The organism is Sulfuricaulis sp. (genome assembly GCF_049587675.1).
Lineage (GTDB): Bacteria > Pseudomonadota > Gammaproteobacteria > Acidiferrobacterales > Sulfurifustaceae > Sulfuricaulis.
Genome location: NZ_JBAVEJ010000306.1, coordinates 1 through 20,487 on the forward strand (window position 1 = coordinate 1; position 20,487 = coordinate 20,487).

The 20,487-nt window shown below is 59.0% G+C and carries 21 protein-coding genes; 8 read left to right on the forward strand and 13 right to left on the reverse strand.

The genetic code is table 11. The annotated features are described in order from the left end of the window. The coding region (locus WB402_RS15510; protein WP_424209460.1) for a GGDEF domain-containing protein at window positions 1-861 on the forward strand (861 nt) is incomplete at its 5' end. Between the two features lie 341 nt (window positions 862-1,202). Here WB402_RS15510 and WB402_RS15515 read toward each other — a convergent pair. Together WB402_RS15515 and gluQRS are read right to left on the reverse strand one after the other, a co-directional pair. After that, window positions 1,203-1,544, reverse strand: a complete 342-nt coding sequence (locus tag WB402_RS15515) for a PilZ domain-containing protein (RefSeq protein ID WP_424209462.1) — start codon at window positions 1,542-1,544, stop codon at window positions 1,203-1,205. 984 nt (window positions 1,545-2,528) lie between these two features. Continuing rightward, a complete protein-coding gene (gene gluQRS, locus WB402_RS15520; RefSeq protein WP_424209464.1) occupies window positions 2,529-3,452 on the reverse strand; it encodes a tRNA glutamyl-Q(34) synthetase GluQRS in 924 nt (307 codons plus the stop codon). Between the two features lie 164 nt (window positions 3,453-3,616). Here gluQRS and WB402_RS15525 point away from each other — a divergent pair, with 164 nt between their 5' ends. The 4 genes from WB402_RS15525 to WB402_RS15540 all read left to right on the forward strand — a co-directional run bounded on the left by WB402_RS15525 (window position 3,617) and on the right by WB402_RS15540 (window position 8,659). Beyond that, complete coding sequence (locus WB402_RS15525; RefSeq protein ID WP_424209466.1) at window positions 3,617-4,138, forward strand: hypothetical protein; 522 nt, start codon at window positions 3,617-3,619, stop codon at window positions 4,136-4,138. A gap of 68 nt (window positions 4,139-4,206) precedes the next feature. Beyond that, window positions 4,207-5,694 (forward strand): FAD-linked oxidase C-terminal domain-containing protein, encoded by a 1,488-nt coding sequence (locus WB402_RS15530; protein WP_424209467.1) that lies wholly within the window; start codon window positions 4,207-4,209, stop codon window positions 5,692-5,694. A 116-nt stretch (window positions 5,695-5,810) separates the two neighbouring features. Beyond that, window positions 5,811-6,875 carry a glycolate oxidase subunit GlcE gene (glcE, locus tag WB402_RS15535; protein WP_424209469.1) on the forward strand — a complete coding sequence of 355 codons (1,065 nt, stop codon included), beginning with the start codon at window positions 5,811-5,813 and terminating at the stop codon, window positions 6,873-6,875. Between the two features lie 254 nt (window positions 6,876-7,129). Continuing rightward, window positions 7,130-8,659, forward strand: coding sequence for an acyl--CoA ligase (locus WB402_RS15540; RefSeq protein ID WP_424209471.1), 1,530 nt, complete (start codon window positions 7,130-7,132; stop codon window positions 8,657-8,659). A 6-nt stretch (window positions 8,660-8,665) separates the two neighbouring features. Here the strand turns inward: WB402_RS15540 and ggt are convergent, their stop codons facing one another. Then, window positions 8,666-10,252, reverse strand: coding sequence for a gamma-glutamyltransferase (gene ggt, locus WB402_RS15545; RefSeq protein WP_424209473.1), 1,587 nt, complete (start codon window positions 10,250-10,252; stop codon window positions 8,666-8,668). 165 nt (window positions 10,253-10,417) lie between these two features. On the opposite strand from ggt, the gene WB402_RS15550 reads away from it, so the two are divergent. Together WB402_RS15550 and WB402_RS15555 are read left to right on the forward strand one after the other, a co-directional pair. After that, a complete protein-coding gene (locus WB402_RS15550) occupies window positions 10,418-11,182 on the forward strand; it encodes a fumarylacetoacetate hydrolase family protein (RefSeq protein ID WP_424209475.1) in 765 nt (254 codons plus the stop codon). A 16-nt stretch (window positions 11,183-11,198) separates the two neighbouring features. Then, window positions 11,199-12,209: a 2-dehydropantoate 2-reductase gene (locus tag WB402_RS15555; protein WP_424209477.1), complete on the forward strand. Its 1,011-nt coding sequence runs from the start codon at window positions 11,199-11,201 to the stop codon at window positions 12,207-12,209. A 115-nt stretch (window positions 12,210-12,324) separates the two neighbouring features. Here WB402_RS15555 and WB402_RS15560 read toward each other — a convergent pair whose 3' ends face one another. Continuing rightward, window positions 12,325-12,897: a hypothetical protein gene (locus WB402_RS15560; protein ID WP_424209479.1), complete on the reverse strand. Its 573-nt coding sequence runs from the start codon at window positions 12,895-12,897 to the stop codon at window positions 12,325-12,327. A gap of 192 nt (window positions 12,898-13,089) precedes the next feature. On the opposite strand from WB402_RS15560, the gene WB402_RS15565 reads away from it, so the two are divergent. Continuing rightward, the gene (locus tag WB402_RS15565) at window positions 13,090-13,335 is read left to right on the forward strand and encodes a hypothetical protein (protein ID WP_424209481.1); all 246 of its coding nucleotides are present in this window, start codon (window positions 13,090-13,092) and stop codon (window positions 13,333-13,335) included. Here the strand turns inward: WB402_RS15565 and WB402_RS15570 are convergent. The 9 genes from WB402_RS15570 to WB402_RS15610 form a co-directional block, all read right to left on the reverse strand. After that, window positions 13,280-13,711: a DUF995 domain-containing protein gene (locus WB402_RS15570; RefSeq protein ID WP_424209483.1), complete on the reverse strand. Its 432-nt coding sequence runs from the start codon at window positions 13,709-13,711 to the stop codon at window positions 13,280-13,282. The genes WB402_RS15565 and WB402_RS15570 overlap by 56 nt on opposite strands. 192 nt (window positions 13,712-13,903) lie before the next feature. After that, window positions 13,904-14,416, reverse strand: a complete 513-nt coding sequence (locus WB402_RS15575; protein WP_424209484.1) for an HPP family protein — start codon at window positions 14,414-14,416, stop codon at window positions 13,904-13,906. Window positions 14,417-14,429: 13 nt separating this feature from the next. Then, window positions 14,430-15,134 carry a YebC/PmpR family DNA-binding transcriptional regulator gene (locus tag WB402_RS15580; RefSeq protein WP_424209486.1) on the reverse strand — a complete coding sequence of 235 codons (705 nt, stop codon included), beginning with the start codon at window positions 15,132-15,134 and terminating at the stop codon, window positions 14,430-14,432. A 55-nt stretch (window positions 15,135-15,189) separates the two neighbouring features. After that, window positions 15,190-15,555: a hypothetical protein gene (locus WB402_RS15585; RefSeq protein ID WP_424209488.1), complete on the reverse strand. Its 366-nt coding sequence runs from the start codon at window positions 15,553-15,555 to the stop codon at window positions 15,190-15,192. A gap of 86 nt (window positions 15,556-15,641) precedes the next feature. Then, window positions 15,642-16,475, reverse strand: coding sequence for a cytidylate kinase family protein (locus WB402_RS15590; protein ID WP_424209490.1), 834 nt, complete (start codon window positions 16,473-16,475; stop codon window positions 15,642-15,644). Window positions 16,476-16,490: 15 nt separating this feature from the next. After that, on the reverse strand, window positions 16,491-18,017 hold the full coding sequence (locus WB402_RS15595; RefSeq protein WP_424209492.1) for a tripartite tricarboxylate transporter permease: 1,527 nt from the start codon (window positions 18,015-18,017) through the stop codon (window positions 16,491-16,493). Window positions 18,018-18,125: 108 nt separating this feature from the next. Further along, window positions 18,126-18,641 (reverse strand): tripartite tricarboxylate transporter TctB family protein, encoded by a 516-nt coding sequence (locus tag WB402_RS15600; protein ID WP_424209494.1) that lies wholly within the window; start codon window positions 18,639-18,641, stop codon window positions 18,126-18,128. Between the two features lie 136 nt (window positions 18,642-18,777). Then, a complete protein-coding gene (locus WB402_RS15605) occupies window positions 18,778-19,743 on the reverse strand; it encodes a Bug family tripartite tricarboxylate transporter substrate binding protein (RefSeq protein WP_424209527.1) in 966 nt (321 codons plus the stop codon). Between the two features lie 449 nt (window positions 19,744-20,192). After that, on the reverse strand, window positions 20,193-20,450 hold the full coding sequence (locus tag WB402_RS15610; RefSeq protein ID WP_424209496.1) for a hypothetical protein: 258 nt from the start codon (window positions 20,448-20,450) through the stop codon (window positions 20,193-20,195). Between the last annotated feature and the right edge of the window lie 37 nt (window positions 20,451-20,487).

Here is a 20,487-nt window from a genome sequence, read left to right on the forward strand (position 1 = left end):
GTTCTCGATAATCTTGATGCCCTGATTTATGTGGCCGACATGCAGACTTATGAAGTGTTGTTTGTCAATGAATATGGGAAATCTATTTGGGGTGATATTCGAGGCAAGGCCTGCTGGAAAGCGCTACAGACGGGTCAGGATGGTCCCTGTCAATTTTGTACCAACAAACTTCTGCTGGACGAGTTCGGTGCACCCACAAAGGTTCATGTCTGGGAATTTCAAAATACGGTGAACAAACGCTGGTATCAGTGCCGGGATCAAGCCATTCACTGGATTGACGGGCACTTGGTGCGCTTGGAAATAGCGACTGACATCACCGACAAAAAGCTTGCTGATGAAGAATTAAGGGCTGCAAAAAAATATGCCGAAGAACTGGCTCAAAAAGATGAATTAACCGGGTTGAAAAACAGGCGCGCATTCTTTGAACAGGGTACTCGCATTTTTGAACAGTCAAAAAGATTCAGACACCCTATTTCAGTGATAATGATGGATATTGATCATTTCAAAATGATCAATGACAACTATGGTCATTCAATTGGCGACAAGGTCTTACGGGCCGTGGCGGAACCATTGCAAAGAGTGGTTCGAGAAATAGATATTGTTGCTCGCATGGGTGGCGAAGAGTTTGCCTTTATTCTCCCTGAAACCGGTCTTGAAGAAGCTCGCAATCTGGCAGAGCGTTTAAGATCCGAAATCGAAGATCTTGTGGTAACAAATGATGGGCATCAAATTAAGATTACCGCCAGTTTTGGCGTGGCTGCTTGCAAGGACGGCGATGGAAACATTGAAGTGCTCTTAACGGATGCTGATAACGCGCTTTATGTGGCTAAAAAGAATGGGCGCAACCAGATCAAGACATGATATTGAGTCAGGCCGAATTTCCGCTTCGGATCGAATGCTGACGGCCGGTTAACGGCCATGAGCGGACGTTCACTGTTGAGCAGAAATGAAAAGCCCCGCCTAAGCGGGGCTTTCTGACAAGGAACTAGTTTCAAACTTAGACTGCCTTGCGGCGAGCTGTTTCAGACGTCGGTGGCGGAATGAACTGGAATTCGCCATACACAGGTTTGTGCAGAGGCTCACTATATTTTCACGCACAACTTACCGAGTCCGGCACTCATTTCACCATGCCCGGCACCGCCCGATCGGCGCCTGGCATGGTGGGTATTTGATTACTAGGCGCGTGCCACAGCCCCTTCTCGCTATGGGCTCACTGCCTGCGCCTCGAGGTGTATGAGGGTATGCAGGAAGGCGAAGGTGTCGCGGTGGAATTCTTCAAAGGTAAGGCCGCAGCCGTCGCGATTCATATAGGTCACCCGGGCGTCGATCGACCGCGGCGTGTCCTCCGTTTCCTGGCGCGACACGAAGGTCACGCGCACCTTGGTGTTCGGGCTCAGTACCCAGGGTCTCGTGTCGAGGCGCATGCCGCCGTAGCCAACATCGCGCGTTTCGCCCTGGACCGCCCCGAGTCCCCAAACGTCCAGAATCACCCGAGTGTTGAATTGTTTGCGAAAGTTCCAACGCTGTTCCGTTACGCGTCTCATCGTGGTTGCCTCCGTTGATGGTGGTTGGTATTGCAACACCGGTGCGTGAAACCGAGCTTCACCTCCTCGTTTTGGACATTCTGGATTCCTCTGGCGCGGGGAATCCCTGCGGCGTGTCTCCGCTTGCCCAGCAAAGAAAGATAGGGGGGCAAAAAATAATCATACCTCCATCCACGCCGCGTCCACCAATAGCACATCAGCATATAGTTATATTCAGTTGCGCATAACTGGCGGCGGCCGCGCCGCGACTGAGAGAAAAGACTGACCAAGTCGCGCTGGGTCGGCTGCCTGCGATTGTTAGGTGGCACCCCCGCGCAGGCGAAGTCTCCACTCGCCTCGCCGACGAATCAAAAACCGGAGCAAGAGTAAAACGCCCCCAAGAAGAAAGACAGACGACGGCGATGGTGTGGTTGATACAGTCGCTGGAGTGATTCCGGTATTCCTGTTGTTGGCTATGTTGCCCGTGGGGGCCACCGTTTGAAGGGAATCAACCAAGTCATCTCTGCCTTCGAATAGAGTTCCCTCGACACGCTCAGACACGCCCCAGCTTTGACTTGCGCGTTGAATAGTTACACTGAGGAACGTATATGGTCCGTTGTCACGAACCGGGCCGCCCGTTACCGGAAACAACATAGAGAACTGATCGCCAGTGCTCAATATCGATCCCGCTTGAACTGACTGGTATAGACCAGCAGAAATCAGCAACAAAGTAATGGCTAGGCGTCTCATCCGCCAACTGTACTGCCGGAATATTACAAGTGGATGAAGCGCGTACCATCCATTCAGGTTGAGGAAACCTGGCCATGCCGCCTAACGTTTGAGTATACGGACGTTACCGGCAATATTCTGCTGCGGATGCCGGTATATTGAGCATGAGAGCCGTGATGTACAAAGGGAATTCCAGTGAATATAGGATTAATTGGTAACATCCACGTCTTTTGTGAAGACTTTGGGGAAGGTCCGCTCAGGGTCGGAAGCCGCCATTCAGACCGAGCCGCCACTCGGCGTCTTCACAACAACCCCCGGCACACGTGGGACACGTCTCACATCCCAATGTGTGACGGCCCAGTGCCAGAAATCTTCAAGGTTGCTCTCGGCAAGCGCCGGCGGCGGGTCCTGGCCCAGAAACCGCATAACCTGAAGTAACGCCGGGAGCGGGCGTGCGGGATCGAGTGGCGCGGCGAAGTTCTGCTTGCTCAGCTTCTCGTTGCGCGCGTTAAGCGCCACCGGGAGATGGAGATAATCCGGCGTCGGCAGGCCGAGTAAACTTTGCAGATGCATCTGGCGCGGCGTCGATTCGATCAGGTCCGCGCCGCGCACGACTTCGCTGATGCCCTGCTCGGCGTCGTCCACGACCACCGCCAGTTGATACGCGAAGTATCCGTCAGCGCGCCGCACGACAAAGTCGCCGAAGTCTGCGGCCAGGTCGCGGACCACGCGTCCCTGCACGGCGTCCACGAATTCGATTCCCCGTCCGTTCACTCGCACGCGCCACGCGCGCGGTGCGTGGCCTTCCGGCCGTCCGGCTCGGCAAGTGCCCGGATATACCGGGCCGTCCACGCCGTTTACGCTCGAATCGGCGATCTCGCGCCGACTGCACGCACACGGGTAGATCGCCTCGAGCCGTTCGAGCATATTCAACGCTGCTTCGTAGACGCCGTGGCGACGACTTTGATACATCACAGCGCCGTCCCAATGCAGACCGAAGGCCTCCAGCGTGCGCAGGATTTCATCGGCCGCGCCCGGTACTTCGCGCGGCGGATCGAGATCCTCCATGCGCACCAGCCATTCGCCGCCACGGCTTTTTGCCTGGAGAAAACTCCCGACCGCAGCGACCATCGAACCGAAATGCAGCGGTCCGGTAGGCGACGGCGCGAACCGGCCGCGATAGGAATTAGGAAATTTCATGCGCATATTCATTACATGTTACAGCTCGATGACCTCAAGACACACGCGGGTTTTCTGTACGTTATACCGTCGGTCAGGGATGATGGCAAATTGATCCGGGAAAGCTTGTTGTGTGTTCGCACGCCATTTAGCATCCGGTTGACACGAAACGAAAGGAGAAAGCGATGAAAAGCGAAACCATCGAGAATCATGACACGGACACGGAAGAAAAAACCTCCGGCGTGGTGGCGATCATACAGTCGGTGCCGCGTGTGCTCGTACCGTTATTCGCCCTGTTCTTCCTGTCCTTCGCGCTGCTGTACGCCACTTCGGCAATCGTCGAATTCATCAAACCGATTCTCAGCGATGGCGACCTCACCGGCGGGCTGGTCAAGGGGGTGCACATGGGCGTCGTGGCGCTTGCCGTGTACGAACTGGCGCAGGTGGTGCATCAGGAGTACGACATGAGCGGCAAGCCGTCCGATGCAATCCGGCGCATCCGCCGCAGCGTGACGCGCTTCGCCAGCGTTGTGTTCGTGGCGCTGGTGCTCGAATCGCTGATCATGGTAATCAAATACAGCCAGCAGGATTTGGCCGGTTTCCTCTACTACCCGGTGGCCATTATCGCCAGTGCCGCGCTGTTGCTCATGTCGCTCGGGGTTTTCATCAAACTGAGCAGTTCGGACACGATGGAGGACTGCTCTTAACCGCCGTTTACGGTTAAGCGCACGCGCCCGGCTTTACGCCCCCGAGGCCAGGGATTACCCTAGCCTTCATGAGCGCGCCCCAACTCGCCGTTCCCTCGCAAGCCATGCGCCAGTCGCTGGTGCGCCGGCTGCGTGAATTCCTGCCGCGCGATGCCGTGCTGACGGATACGGAAGAGCTGCATCCGTACGAGTGCGACGGGCTTTCCGCGTACCGCAAGCTGCCCTGGATCGTGGCGCTGCCGGAGACGGTCGAACAGGTGGGCCGCATCCTGAAATTATGCAGCAAAGAAAAGGTCTCGGTAGTCGCGCGCGGCGCCGGCACCGGGCTGTCCGGCGGCGCGTTGCCGCTCGAGGACGGCGTGCTGCTCTCGCTCGCCAAATTCACCCGCATCCTCGAAATTGACACGGCCAACCGCACCGCCACGGTCGAGCCCGGCGTGCGCAACCTGGCGATCACTGACGCCGCCGCGCCCTACGGCTTTTACTATGCGCCCGATCCCTCGTCGCAGCTCGCCTGCTCCATCGGCGGCAACGTCGCCGAGAATTCCGGCGGCGTGCACTGCCTGAAATACGGCCTCACCGTGCACAACGTGCTTGGTCTCAAGTTTTTCACCATGGACGGCGAACTGGTCACGCTCGGCGGCAAAACGCTTGACACACCCGGCTACGATTTGCTGGCGCTCATGACCGGCTCGGAAGGCATGCTCGGCGTCATCGTCGAGATCACGGTGAAACTGCTGCCGAAACCGGAGCGCGCGCAGGTGGTGCTGGCGTCGTTCGACGACATCGAGAAGGCCGGCGCCGCGGTCGCCGCCATCATTGCCAGCGGCTTCACACCGGCGGGACTCGAGATGATGGATAACCTCGCGATCCGCGCCGCGGAGGAATATGCCAAGGCCGGCTATCCGATCGACGCGGTGGCGATCCTGCTGTGCGAACTCGATGGCACCCAGGAAGAAGTTACCGAGGGGATCGCGCAGGTGTGCGAGCTGCTGACGCGGCGGGGCGCGACCGGGGTGCGCACCGCGAAGGACGAAGCCGAACGGATGCGCATGTGGGCCGGCCGCAAGGCCGCCTTCCCCGCCGTCGGGCGCCTCGCGCCGGACTATTACTGCATGGACGGCACGATTCCGCGCAAGCACCTGGCCAAGGTACTGGCGAAAATCAGCGAGTTCTCGCGCGAGCACGGGCTGCCGGTGGCGAACGTGTTTCACGCCGGCGACGGCAACTTGCATCCGCTGATTCTCTACGATGCCAACAAACCCGGCGAATTGAAGAATGCCGAGGAACTGGGCGGCAAGATCCTGGAGCTGTGCGTGGCCGTGGGCGGGACCATCACTGGCGAGCACGGCGTGGGCGTGGAGAAGATCAACCAGATGTGCGTGCAGTTCACCAGGGAAGAACTCACGCAGTTCCACGCATTGAAAGCCGCATTCGATCCGCAAGGTCTGCTCAACCCCGGCAAGGCCGTACCCAAACCCGCGCGCTGCGCCGAGTTCGGGCGCATGCACGTGCATGGCGGAAAACTGAAATTTCCCGAGCTTGAAAGGTTTTGATAAGCGCGCACGATGAAATTAAGTTCGCCCTTCGACAAGCTCAGGGCGAACGGTTTGCACAAGCCGTACATGGTGAGCCTGTCGAACCGTGAAAGGCGCTTCAGAAAGAGAGCTGAATGCAGGTGAAACAGGATAACGACATTTCGCAGCAACTCGCCGAAGCCGTCAAAGCCGCGGTACAAAAACGCACGCCGCTCACCATCGCCGGCAGTGGCAGCAAGCGCTTTTACACCGGCAAGCCCGAGGGCGAACCTTTCGACGTCACCGCGCATCGCGGCATCGTTTCCTACGAGCCAACCGAGCTGGTCGTGACCGCCCGTGCCGGCACTCCGCTCGCCGAGGTCGAAACGGCTCTGGCCGAAAAGGGACAGATGCTCGGCTTCGAGCCGCCGTACTTCGGCGCCACCGCGACGCTGGGCGGCACCATCGCCTGCGGCTTTTCCGGCCCGCGCCGACCCTACGCCGGTTCCGCGCGCGACTTTGTCCTCGGCACCAAGATCATCAACGGCAAAGGGGAGATACTGAAATTTGGCGGCGAAGTGATGAAAAACGTCGCCGGCTACGATGTCTCGCGGCTGATGGTGGGGGCGTTCGGCACCTTCGGTGTGCTGCTCGAAGTCTCACTCAAGATACTTCCGAAACCGGCAAAAGAGTTAACGCTTTCTTTCGAGATGCCGGCCGACAAGGCCATTGCCACCATGAATGCCTGGGCCGGCCAGCCGTTGCCACTCTCCGCCGCCTGCCACCTGGATAACACCTTATATATCCGTCTCTCGGGTACCGAACCGGGCGTGCGCGCCGCCAGCACGAAACTCGGTGGTGCGGTTGTTGAAAACGGCGATGGCTTCTGGCGCGAGCTGCGCGAACACGAACTCGGGTACTTTCAGGATCCCGTGCCGCTCTGGCGTTTGTCGGTGCCGCCGGCCACCCCACCAATCAACCTGCCCGGCAAGTGGATCATTGACTGGGGCGGCGCGCAACGCTGGCTCAAGAGCGATGCTCCGGCCAATACCATTCATCAACACGCGGAAAATGTCGGTGGTTACGCTAACTTGTTCCGCCATGAACAAATGAATGACACAACGTCAAATCGCGTGTCGGCGGTACTCGCAACATTACACCAGAATCTGAAACGCGCGTTCGATCCTGACGGAATTATCAATCCAATATTGACGGCATGAAATAAGACCGCTCAGTTCCTGGGCGGTTCGTTGTTGCGCATCATGAAAAACGGATTTACACCCCATGAAAGACTGATAACATGACGGCGCATTCAGGACATCGCTGTTGTTAATAATTTCGTTAGGGAAGGTCTGATTGAGTCCATTCGTGGCGAGCCTGTCGAACCATGAACGGACGAATCGCCTGACATTTACCGCATTTCCCGTTCAGCCTTCGACAAGCTCAAGGCGAACGGCCTTTTCAAGGAAAACATATGATCGTCTTTTCCACAATCCATGAGCTGCTTGCGCACAAGTCCGCCAATGCCATTGCCTTTGTCGGCAGCGGCTGCCCGTCGCTGACTTACGGCGGCCTGCGTGAACACGTCGAGCGCACCATGACGAGTCTTAACCGGCTCGGGATCGGGCGCAATGACCGTGTGGCGCTGGTGCTGCCGAACGGCACCGAGATGGCAACAGCGTTCGTTTCGGTCGCCGCCGGTACGACCTCGGCACCGCTCAATCCGGCCTACCGCGCCGACGAGTTTGAATTCTATCTCTCCGACCTCAAGGCCAAGGCCCTGATCGTCGAGCGCGGGAGTTCGTCGCCTGCACTTGGTGTTGCGGCCAAGCTGAAAATTCCCGTGATCGAGATCGTGCGCGCCAGCAGCGACCCCGCCGGAGTATTCGAACTGGTCCCGGTCGACAACAGCAAGACGACCGCGGCGCCTCACGGCGGCTATGCCAAACCAGACGATGTCGCCCTTGTGCTGCATACCTCCGGCACCACGTCGCGTCCCAAGATCGTGCCGCTGTCGCAACGCAATGTCTGCGCCTCGGCCGGCCACATCCGCGACATCCTGAGCCTCACGCCCGCCGACCGCGGGCTCAGCATCATGCCGCTGTTTCATATCCACGGCCTCATCGGCTCGGTGCTGTCCACGCTCTGCGCCGGCGGCAGTGTTTACTGCACACCCGGTTTCAACGCACTCAAGTTCTTTGCCATGATGGACGAGGCCAAACCGACCTGGTACACGGCGGTGCCGACCATGCATCAGGCGATCCTGGCGCGTGCCGCCAACAACCGCGAGATCATCGCACGGCATCCGTTGCGCTTCATTCGTTCGTCCTCGTCATCGCTACCGCCGCAGGTGCTGGCCGAGCTGGAACAGGCATTCAACGCGCCGGTACTCGAGTCCTACGGCATGACCGAGGCCTCGCACCAGATGACCAGCAACCCGCTACCGCCACGCCCGCACAAACCCGGGACCGTCGGCGTCGCCGCCGGGCCGGAAGTGGGGATTATGAGTGAGGAAGGCAAACTGCTCGGCCCGAACACCACGGGAGAAATCGTAATCCGCGGTCCGAATGTGACCAAGGGTTACGAAAACAATCCCAAGGCCAACGCTGAAGGATTCACCCACGGATGGTTCCGCACCGGCGACCAGGGCATGCTGGACGCCGAGGGTTATCTCAGCATCACTGGCCGGCTGAAAGAGATTATTAATCGCGGCGGCGAAAAGATTTCGCCGCGTGAGGTGGACGAGGTGCTCATGGACCACCCGGCGGTGCAGCAGGTCGTGACCTTCGCCATGCCGCATGCGAAGCTCGGCGAGGACGTGGCCGCGGCGGTGGTGCTGCGCGAAGGCAAGAGCGCCGACGAAAAAGAAATCCGCGAGTTCGCCGCCAAGCGGCTGGCGGACTTCAAGGTGCCACGCAAGATTTTAATTCTGGATGAAATCCCCAAGGGCGCGACCGGCAAATTGCAGCGAATCGGGCTGGCGCAAAAACTCGGACTGGGCTAAAGCCGTTCAGTAGCCCAGCGCGCAGCCGTCCTTGCGCGGGTCGGAACCGGCTGAAAGCACGCCGTTCTTTGCATCCACGTAAATCGCCTGCGCGCCGCCGAGCGACAGCTCGGTACGCCCGACCACATGCCCGCGCTGCTGCAGCGCCTTGAGCACCTCCTGCGGAACCGGCCGCTCCAGCGCCACCACGCCGCCGCCGGGCTGAAACCGCGGGGCATCGATCGCTTCCTGCAAATCCATGCCGTAGTCGAGCCAGTTGGTCAGGACGGTCACATGCCCCATGGGCTGATAGTCCCCGCCCATCACGCCGAAGCTCAACAAGTCCTCGTCGCGATACGCCATGGCCGGGATAATGGTATGCAACGGACGCTTGCGCGGGGCGATGCAGTTGAAATGGCCGAGCTCCAGTACGAAGCCGGCACCGCGGTTCTGCAGCATGATGCCGGTGTCGCCCGCGACCATGCCGCTGCCGAAGGGGTAATACAAACTGTTGATGAAGGACACGGCGTTGCGGTCGCGGTCGACCACGCTGAGATACACCGTGTCGCGATGCGCGCGCGCCGACGGTGCAATGGGATAACGCGCGGCACGCTGTGGGTCAATGCGTGCGTATTGCCGAGCAGCGAATTCCTTCGACAACATTTCTTCCACGGGAAGCTGGTTGAATGCCGGGTCAGCGACGTACTCATCGCGTTCTGCCCACGCCAGCTTGAAGGCCTCGATCACGAGATGCAGGTGATCGGCACTCAGGTGCGCCATGCCGCGCAGGTCCGCCTGTTCCAGGATATTGAGCGTCATCAGCGCGGTGATGCCCTGCCCGTTCGGCGGGATTTCGTACACGCGTACGCCACGATAATCGGTGCCGATCGGCTCGACCCACTCCGCGCGATACGCGGCAAAATCCTCAAGCTCGAGCAAGCCGTCGTGGGCGCGACTGAAGCGCACGATTTCCTCGGCGATGGCGCCACGGTAGAAGGCATCGCGCCCGCCGCGCGCTATCCGGCGCAGCGATTGGGCGAGCCGCGGCTGGCGATGCACGGTGCCGGCCGCTGGCGCATGGCCATCGACCAGAAAATCCCGCCGGCTCTCGGCATGCGGCACGAGCACGGAGGCATTGTTTTGCCACGCCTTGGCCACCACCGGCGTCACCGCGTAACCGTCCGCGGCGAACGCGATCGCGGGCTGCAACATTTCTTCGAGGCTGCGCGTGCCAAAACGCTCCAGCGCCGTCTGCCACGCATCCACGGCGCCGGGCACGATCACTGACAGGATGCCGAACTCGGGCGCTTGCATCAGACCGCGCCGCTCGAATTCCTCCAGGATGGCGCGCACCGGCGCACGGCCGCTGCCGTTCAGGCCATGGAGCTTGCCGGTTTTGGCCTCGTGATACAGCAGGAAACAATCGCCGCCGATGCCGGTTGACTGCGGCTCGGTGACGCACAGCACCGCGCTCGCCGCGATCGCGGCGTCCATGGCATTGCCACCGGCCTGCAGCACCGCGAGGCCCGCTTGCGTCGCCATCGGCTGGCTGGCGGCGATCATGCCGTGCGTGCTCATGACGACCGAACGGCCGGGGAATTGGTTGTCGCGCATATTTTCGTCCAGTGAAAATCGGTTTTACGGTTTCGCGGTCACGATACAAATTTCATCAAGCGAGAACAAGATTGCGACTGGCGACACGCGACGCCAAAAGGTAGCATACGTCTCACGATCCGCGGCGATAACGGATCGCCACGATAACACGGCGGAGGAGGCTTTATGCACTGGATTCGTTTCGAGCGCGGCGGACAGACCGGATTCGGAACACTGCATGACGGCGTGATTCAGATCCATGAAGGCGACATGTTCGCCGCGCCGAGCGCCACGGGCGCGGCCGTGCCGCTCGCCGAGGTCACGCTGCTGACGCCGTGCGTGCCGACGAAAATGATCGCGCTGTGGAACAATTTCCACGCGCTCGCGGCCAAGCTGAATCTCACGGCACCGCCCGAACCGCTCTACCTGCTCAAGGCACCGAACTCGTTTCTCGCCGGACGCCAGACCATCCGTGTGCCGGCGTCCTATGCCGGGAAGGTCGTGTACGAAGGCGAGCTCGGGGTCGTGATCGGTAAACGCGCCGCGAATGTTTCAGAAGCCGATGCCGCCCAATGCATATTCGGCTATACCTGCTCCAACGATGTCACCGCCGCCGAGATTATCCAGAAGGACCCGACCTTCGCCCAGTGGACGCGCGCCAAAGGCTTCGACAGCTTCGGCGTGTTCGGGCCGGTCATCGCCACGGACGTGAACCCGCTCGATCTCAGCGTGAAGACCCTGCTCGACGGCAAGGAGCGGCAGAATTACCCGGTGAGCGACATGATTTTCAAACCGGCGCAGATCGTGAGCCTGATCTCGCGCGACATGACGCTTTACCCGGGCGATGTCATTTCCTGCGGCACGTCCGTGGGCGTCGGATCGATGAAACCGGGCAGCAAGGTCGAGGTCGTCATCGACGGCATCGGCACGCTGTCCAACGAATACAAATGATTTGGAGGATTCACCCATGAAGATATGCATCGTCGGCGCCGGCGCCATCGGCGGGTTGCTCGGCGCGAAACTCGCGCTCGCGGGCGAGGAGGTCACGCTGATCGCGCGCGGCGCGCATCTCGAGGCCATGCGCCAGAACGGCCTGAAGCTGATCGAGGAAGACGGCAGCGAGCATGTGGCAAAAAACGTCAAGGCCACGAGCAAGCTGAGCGAGGCCGGCAAGCAGGACGTCGTGATTCTGGCGCTCAAAGCACATCAGGTCGAGCCCATCGCCAAAGAGATTCCCAGCCTGTTCCATGACAAGACCGTCGTGGTCACGACCCAGAACGGCATTCCCTGGTGGTATTTCCAGAAGCACGGCGGCGAATTCGAGGGACGGAGGGTCGAGACAGTGGATCCGAATGGCGCGTTGATGGCCAGCATCGAGGTCGAGCGCATCCTCGGCTGCGTGGTCTTCCCCGCGGCCGAGATCGCCGCACCGGGCGTCATCAAGCTCATCGAAGGCAATCGTTTCCCGGTGGGCGAGCTGGATGGCTCCGAGAGCGAGCGCGTGAAGAACATCACGGCGACGTTCACCAAAGCGGGTTTCAAATCACCGATATTGAAAGATATCCGCGCGGAAATCTGGCTCAAGCTCTGGGGCAACCTCAGCTTCAACCCCATCAGCGCCCTGACCCATTCCACGCTGGTAGACATCTGCCAGTTCCCGCTGACGCGCCAGCTCGCGGCCGACATGATGACCGAAGCGCAAACGATTGCGAACAAGCTCGGCGTCGAGTTCCGCGTGTCGCTCGAGAAACGCATCGCCGGCGCCGAGAAGGTCGGCAAGCACAAGACCTCGATGCTGCAAGACATCGAGATCGGCCGCGCCATCGAGATCGACGCCCTGGTCGGCGCCGTGATCGAGCTTGGCCGGCTCACCCAGACCCCGACGCCGCATATCGATTCTGTCTATGCCTGCGTCAAGCTGCTGGCGAAAACTCTGGGCGAGGAAAAAGGGAAACTGAAAATCGAGAAAATCAGTTGAGCGAAAACTAATAAACGAACAGCTCGGGAATTACAGGGGCCGGAAGGTTTCACCAATATGCCTTCCGGCCCTTATTACATAGAATTCGCTGACTGCAGATAAGCCAGATCATTACCTACTTCACCGGCGCCATCAGGTGCTGGTACGGCGTGCCGGCCCACATCACGTAGGGGACTTTCGTGTCGGGATCCGCGCTCTTCGGATACATGTCGTAGAAGCTCTGATCAGCGCCGACGATCATTACGTGCGGTCCGGTCTTGATCCAATGATTCTTGGCATCGGGCTTGGCCGCATAGGGGTCGGTATTGCTGGCATCTGTTCCGCCCGCCAGCATGTACATGAAGCCGACTTTCCCCGGCGCGGGGTTCGTGTGCCCGATCCACGCGTGAGCCCATTCCAGGGCATTCTTGTCCATGCACATGGGATCGGGGCCGGGTGTCACAGGATTGTCCGGCATGCAGGTGAAGCCGTTCTTGCCCTCCCGCAGCGTGCGCATTTTGCCGTCCGCCTCCATGGCCACGATGGTCGCGCCGTTCGCGACCTTGGCCGGGGCCGCGGACATCGCGCTCGCCATCAGCTGCTTGTCGGTGGGCGGCTTCTTCGAGCCGGCGGCAAATACATTCGTTGTCAATCCAAATGTTGCAGATAACATAACCATGCCGGTCACGATTATTTTCAGCGCGTTCATAGAGGTCTCCTTGAGGTCAAATGGTTATTAGTCACACGCCATCATGGTCAAATGCGGCATGTGGTTTATTGCTGTTTCCACCTAGCTTCTTTTTCCAGCAAGATGAATTCTTGACTAACTTCAGTAAAAAGTCGAATCCCTTGGAGAAAGCCTGAAGCTGCCTGACGAAATGGTCATGGCTGGCGCGGAAAGGTGGGTAAACACAAGACTTCGATACAGCAGGACATCGAGATCGACGCCTTGGCCGGCGCCGTGATCGAGCCGGGCAAGATCACGCAGACCACCACGCCGCACATCGATTCCGTCTATGCCTGCGTCAAGCTGCTTGCCAAGACTTCGGGCGAGGAAAAAGGGAAACTGAAAATCGAGAAAATTAAAGGGCTTATTTTGAAAACTCAAACTCATACGCTGTTACTGTTCCATCCTCAACAGACTTGACGCCGTAATATTTTTCACCGACTTTGAATATGTGGCGGCACCAACTCTCAGATCGTCTGGGCCATTCAAGCGTCACGCAATAGGTACTATTGTCGCCCACATGCCATGTGCCTTGGGCGTTAGCCCCCTTCGACGATTTGCTGGGATCACGACGAACATCGCTGGAGGCCACGAATTTTCCATCGGGTTCGTTCCTCCAATGGCGGCTGCTCCCGGAGAAATAACTGACGACCTTGGCATTCGGCAAAAGCTTCTTCAGCTCGTCTGCCGATAGCTGAACCCCGTTCTGGGTTTTAATGTCGTTTAGCGTCAAGTCAGCCGCTTGAGCAGCCAAGAGAAGTGAAAACAAAACAGACGCAAGGATGGGACGAAGCATAAAACCCCCTTAATGGAATTTAACCGTCGAATCTTGACGTTTATCCTTGTCACAGGTACTTGTTCGACTCGTTGGGAATTTTCCGCCTCCCCGCCCCTCTGTCGTTGAGCCGGATCAATTTCTTCAAAAAAACTTGCAAGAGAAAAAAGCCAAACTGAAGGTGGAAAAAATCAGCTGATCGCTGCCGCTTGGCTACTCACCCCAACCTCCCCAGAAGGTGGACGGAGGTGAACGATCGAGCCAGGCGACAGGATAATGCGAGAGGCCCGGATACAGCCGGCTCCATGCAGCGGCGACCACAGCCAGGCTCAGCACGCCGACGAAAACCGGTTGCCACAGCGCCGACAGGCCTGAGTGGCTGTAGATCATGATGAGAGGGTTGGCGCCGGCGGGAGGATGCACGGTTTTGGTGAGGAGCATGTAGCACAAGGTCAACGCCAGCGCGAGCGCATAGACCCAGAGCGAATCGCCGAAGAATTGATAGCAGACGATGCCGATGAGGGCGCCGCCGAGGTGACCGCCGAACAGCGCACGTGGCTGCGCGGCGGGCGCGCGCGTGAGACCGAACAGAAAGACAGCAGATCCACCCAACGAGGCCAGAAGCAACGGCGATGCGGGTGGCGCAACGAGGGAGAGCGCCAACGCAATGCCGGCGGCCGCGCCAAGCGCGCACCACATCAGACGCACGATAGGGAAGCGGTGCAAATGCTATCCGGCCTTAACCCGCCAGCCCCGCATATACGTTTTGCACGTCATCGTCGGCGTCGACCGTTTCCAGGAACGCCTCGACTTCGGCGCGCGCCGCGCTGTCCAGCAGCGTCACCGGATTTTTTGGCCGCCAACCCAACTGGGCGGACTGCACGACAAATCCATGCGCCGGCAAGGCGCGGGATACCGCGTCCAGATCGGACGGCGCGGTCAGAAACAGCGTGACTCCGTTCTCGGCGGACTCCAGATCGCTGGCACCGGCCTCGATGGCGGCGGTTTCCGCATCCGCTCCGGCGGAGGCCGGGGTCGCTTCAATCATTCCGAGATAGTCAAAATCCCAAGAGACGGAACCCGAGTTGCCCAGCAGCCCCTTGCGAAACAAGATGCGAATGTTGGTGACGGTGCGGTTCACGTTGTCCGTCAGGCATTCGACGATCACGGGAACCCGGTGCGGCGCAAAGCCCTCGTAGGTAACTTTCTCGAATGTCACGCCGTCATCCAGCAGCCCGGCACCCTTCTTGATGGCACGCTCGATCGTGTCCTTGGGCATGGACGCCTTCTTGGCCTGGTCCACCGCCAAGCGCAGCTTGGAATTCATTTCCGGATCGGCGCCGGCGCGTGCCGCGACCATGATTTCCTTGGCCAGCTTGGTGAAGATGCGGCCCTTGGCGGCGGCCGTCGTTTCCTTGATCTTGGTTTTCCACTGCGCGCCCATGTCTGCCCTCGTTAATCTCGTGTTACTGATACCGCCAACCGACGCCGGATCCTTTTTATTCCGCCAAAAGCGCTACCGTCGTGTCAGCTGTCTGTTTGTTGATATCCAGCTGCACCACACAGTACTCGCTTTCCTCGTTGACGGGCGTGGGGTCGTCGGCACAACTGCAACCGGCGATAATCGCTGAATAAAAAATCCCGGCTTTAACACGGATACAACCTGAAACCTCGGAAACACCGACAATCATCACGTTGAATTTACCGTCGATGACATAGCTGCCGGTCGATAACCCCTGCTGCAGGGGAAGTTGTCCAGCTTCGATCTGTTCAATTTCCTTTTTGAGGACGTCTTTGAAATCGGGCGTTCCCCAGGCGTTTAATGTTTCAGTCAGTTGGATCATACCGATATCTTGAACTGTCATGCCCCCGATCTTCAAGCGACCATGCGGGAACCCTACGCCGTGGCCAGGCTCCCATGCAAAAGGATGGGAAACTGAATCAAAGGTTTCTAGGTCTTGGACGCCGGAAACATCTTGGTGTACTTCATGATCTTGAGCTTGTTGTCCACGCTCTTCACCCCGGGAACGTGGCCCACGATCTCGGTAATGTCATGACGCTCCTCGGTGCTGGCGGAGATGCCCTCCAGCCTGACTTTACCGCTGTCAGCCGTGATCAATATCTTGACGTCGGCAGTCCTGGCATGGGCGCGCAAGGCCGCGCGCACGTGATATTCGAGTGTCAGGTTGGCAAGCTTCGTCTGCGATTCCGGCGTCTCCTTGAACTCGGGGCGCTTCAGCAGTTCCTTGATCATCTCGACACAGGTCGACACCGACAGGCGCTCGGTGTTGAGCGTGATGTCATACTGCATGGGCTCGCCCCAGCCCACGCCGAACTGATGCTGCATGTTGGCGCGGTGCGCCGCGTCGCTGTGACGGATTTCCTCGGCGACCATGTCCTCGTCGTCGGTGCCGAGCGAATTCATGAGCCACTTGAGGCGCGTCGCGAATGGCGCGCCGACGCGCACGCACGGGATATGCGGGATCGGGCGCAGCACATGCGTGGCGCCCCAGCCGCGAATGATGACATTGCCCTTGGCCGCCAGTTCGAGGATTTCCTCGACCTTGAACAGCGCCAGGCTGGCTTCGTCGGTGCCCCAGCGCTCGAGCAGGCCGGCCTTTCCCGTGAGGAAGCGCTGCAGCGCGCTCTTGCGCAAATGCATCTTCTGGGCCACATGATCGATGATCTCGTGGCGCACGATCTCCAGGCCGAGTTCCTCGGCGAGCTTCTCGGCGACGAATTTTCCCTGCGAACCCATTTCCTGATTCATGGCGATCACCGGCATGACGGACTTTCCTCCTTATTCCACCGGACGGGCTTCGTCCAGATCATTGTTGCCGCGACGCATATGGTGCAACAGCTTCGATATCGCTGGCCAGAACAGCATCAGCATCGCCAGGCCGCAAATGCTTCCGACCAGGCCGTTCGACCAGAAGATAGAGACCTCGCCGCGTGAAAGCAACATGGACTGGCGGAACGAGCTTTCCGCCATATCGCCGAGCACCAGCGCCAGCACCATAGGCGCGAGTGGATAATCGAGTTTCTTGAACAGGTAACCGACGACACCGAACACCAGCATCAGCACGACATCCAGCATGGCGTTATTCACCGTGTAGGCGCCGATCGCGCAGATCACGACGATAATCGGCGCGATGATGGAAAACGGAACGCGCAGGATCGCCGCCCACCAGGGTACCGTGGTCAGCACGATGATCAGACCGACAACATTACCGATATACATGCTCGCAATCAGCCCCCACACGAACTCCTTCTGTTCCACGAACAGCAGCGGCCCGGGCTGCAGGCCCCAGATCAGCAGGCCGCCCAGCAATACCGCCGCGGTCGGGGAGCCCGGGATGCCGAGCGTCAGCATGGGCAGCAACGCGCTGGTGCCGGCGGCATGCGCGGCGGTTTCCGGCGCGATGACACCCTCGATCTCGCCGGTACCGAATTTTTCGCCGGTTTTGGAGAAACGCTTGGCGATGCCGTAACTCATGAACGACGCCGGCGTCGCACCGCCCGGGGTGATACCCATCCAGCAGCCGATCATCGTGCCGCGCAGCGCCGTCATCCAGTATTTTGGCAGTTGCGCCCAGGTATGCAAAACGACACGCGGGTTGATGCGCGCGTGCACGCCCTTGAACGCCAGCCCCTCTTCCATGGTGAGCAGGATCTCGCCGATGCCGAACAGACCGATCACCGCGATCAGGAAGTTGAAACCGCGAAGTAATTCTCCTGTACCGAAGGTCATGCGCAGAGTGCCGGTTACGGTGTCGAGCCCGACCGCCGCGAGCGCGAAACCAAGCATCATGGCGGCAATGGTCTTGGCGGGATGGCCCTTGCCGAGACCGACGAAACTGCAGAAGGTGAGCAGTTGTACGGCGAAGAATTCAGGCGGTCCGAACCGCAGCGAGAATCTTGCCACCATCGGCGCGAGAAATGTGATCATGATCACCGCGACCAAGGCACCGACAAACGATGATGTGAACGCCGCGGTCAATGCCTCACCGGCGCGGCCGGTCTTGGCCATCGGGTGGCCATCGAAGGTGGTCGCCACCGACCACGGCTCTCCCGGAATATTGAACAGGATGGAAGTGATGGCACCGCCGAACAGCGCGCCCCAGTAGATACAGGACAGCATGATGATGGCGCTGGTGGGGGGCATCGTGAATGTGAGCGGCAGCAGGATCGCCACGCCGTTGGCGCCGCCCAGCCCGGGCAATACGCCGATAAGCACCCCCAGCAGGATGCCGACCAGCATGAATAGCAGATTGTGATACGTGAGCGCGACGCTGAAGCCCTGCATCAGGCTGTTGAATTCTTCCACGCCTCGGTCTCCTCCCCCTTTTTGCGAGTGGCGGTTGCTTGTCCCCGCGCACCCCGGAACACGTTGTGAAAAATGTTATGACACCGGTCGCGGCACTTGGCCGCGCCGTCAGTAACCGATCAGCGCCTCCAGCGGACCCTTGGGAAGCGGCACCATGAACCAGAGCTCAAACAGCAGGAACATGGACACGGGAACGATCAAGCTGACCGGGATGATCTTTATCCACGGGAACCGTCCATGCCAATACATGAACGCGCCGATAAAGATGGTTGACGCGACATAAATACCGATGAAATAGATCGCGACAACATAGATCACGGAAGGAATGAATACGGACATCACCAACCAGAGTTTTTTATGGCTGACGAAAACGTGCGCACCGGTCTTGTCGGCAAACACGGCCCGTAGCAGCGTCCAGGCACTGGAGACACAAAGAAGTATCCCGACATAAAACGGGAAGTAGCCTGCCTGCGGGCCATCGTCGGCCCAGCCGGCCCCAACGCGCTGGCTGTCGAAAATCACCACCAGGCCGAGCCCGAAGATGATCGCGGCCACTAAGATTTCCACCGTCTTCGTGGAAACACCGTGGTGGCTTCCGTCTTCGGTATGATCGTTATCGTGCATTCCCAACTCCTCAGTCGGCCGTCACGCGCCGTGCTGCGCCGGCAAAAAACAGGGTGAAGACCAGGTTACGATCTTCACCCCGTTCTGTCGGTTGCCAGATGCAAATGCCGCGGCCCGCGTGACAACGGGCCCCGCACTACTTGGCGAGGAACCCGGCATCCTTCATCAATGTTTTATGCGTATCCTCAGCCTTCTGCACCCAGTCGGCGTATTCCTTGCCACTCATGAAACTCTGGTTGAACGCGCCCTTTTCCATGAACTCTTTCCATTCCGGCAGCTCGCGCATCTTTTTGAACAGATTGACGTAGTAGCTCACCTGATCCTGAGTGACGCCACCGGGCATGAAGACTCCGCGCAGCATCAGGTAATCGACATCCACGCCCGATTCCTTGCAGGTGGGGATATCGTGCCACGACATGGTGTCGGTAACCTTTTCATTGTACGGCATGCGTTGATTGTCGAATACGCACAGCGGACGCAGCTTGCCGGCGCGCCAGTGGGCCACGGCCTCGATAGGATTGTTCACGGTGGAATCGACGTGATTGCCGACCAGTTGCACCGCCACGTCGCCGCCGCCCTTGAACGGCACGTAGGTGAATTTCTTGCCGGTGAACTTGTCGAGCGCGACCGTGATGATCTGGTCTTCCTGCTTCGAACCGGTGCCAGCCATCTTGAACTGGTTATCGTTGCCGGCCTTCACCGCGGCCAGGTAGTCCTTGGCGGTCTTGTACGGAGAGTCGGCATTGACCCAGAGCACAAACTCGTCGAGCGCAAGCATTGAAACCGGCGTGAGGTCTTTCCAGTTGAACGGAATGCCGGTCGCGAGCGGGGTGGTGAAGAGGTTGCTCAGGGTGATGATGAGCTTGTGCGGATCGCCCTTGCTGTCTTTGACATAAAGGAAACCCTCGCCGCCGGCGCCGCCCGACTTGTTCACCACCACCATCGGCTGCTTCATCAGATTATGCTTCGCGACCAAGCCCTGGGCAAAGCGCGCCATCTGGTCGGCGCCGCCACCGGTACCGGCGGGAATGATAAATTCAACCGGCTTGGTGGGCTCCCACGCCATGACCGATATCGGAGTTGACAATCCCAGCATGGCCATGCCGGCGACAGCCGTCCTGACAAAATTGTTACGCAATTTTCCTGCAGTAGTGTGTTGCATTAAGCCTCCTAGTCCATTAATTACGAAGATTATATCGTCGTTATTTTTCGCCGCATCCACACGGCAAACATCCGCGGTAATACAAAATCCGAAGACGATTACCTGGCGGCAGGAACCTGGCTCATCCGGAATCTTCCGGCGATCTGGTTGAACAAGGGATGAATTATTGTCGCTAATCCAGGGTCCCGGTACTCAATGTAACGGGGGAAGTCGCGCAACTCAAGAACATTGAGTGCGCCAATGAAACGTATTTTACCTGGTGAAAATGGCGAGGTGCCGGTCGTGGCTGAACGGAAACAGTCGAAGAATCGTGGCCCGGGGACAGCGTAAACCCCGGTGCATCGCACTAAATGCATAAAGCGGAACCGGCGAACGGCCGGGGGTTTCGATTACGCCCGTGCCCGCGCTATTTTTCGGAAAGAGTAAGAAAGTCTGGTCCTGAGCACTGCGCGCAACGCGGATTTTTTGTGGGAGGGAAACACGGTTCCGGCCAGGGAGTCGCGCAGAACCACCCAAGCCCCCCACGCAAGCCCGGCCACGCTGATGACTTCGCCCAAGAAAAACAGATTATCTAATAGAAGCTTCATGATCATGCCTTGAAGAATTAAATATTCAGGATATCCCCGCACCACATCTATATAGATCATATGCGGGCCCGATGAATTATTTGCAAGGACTATACCA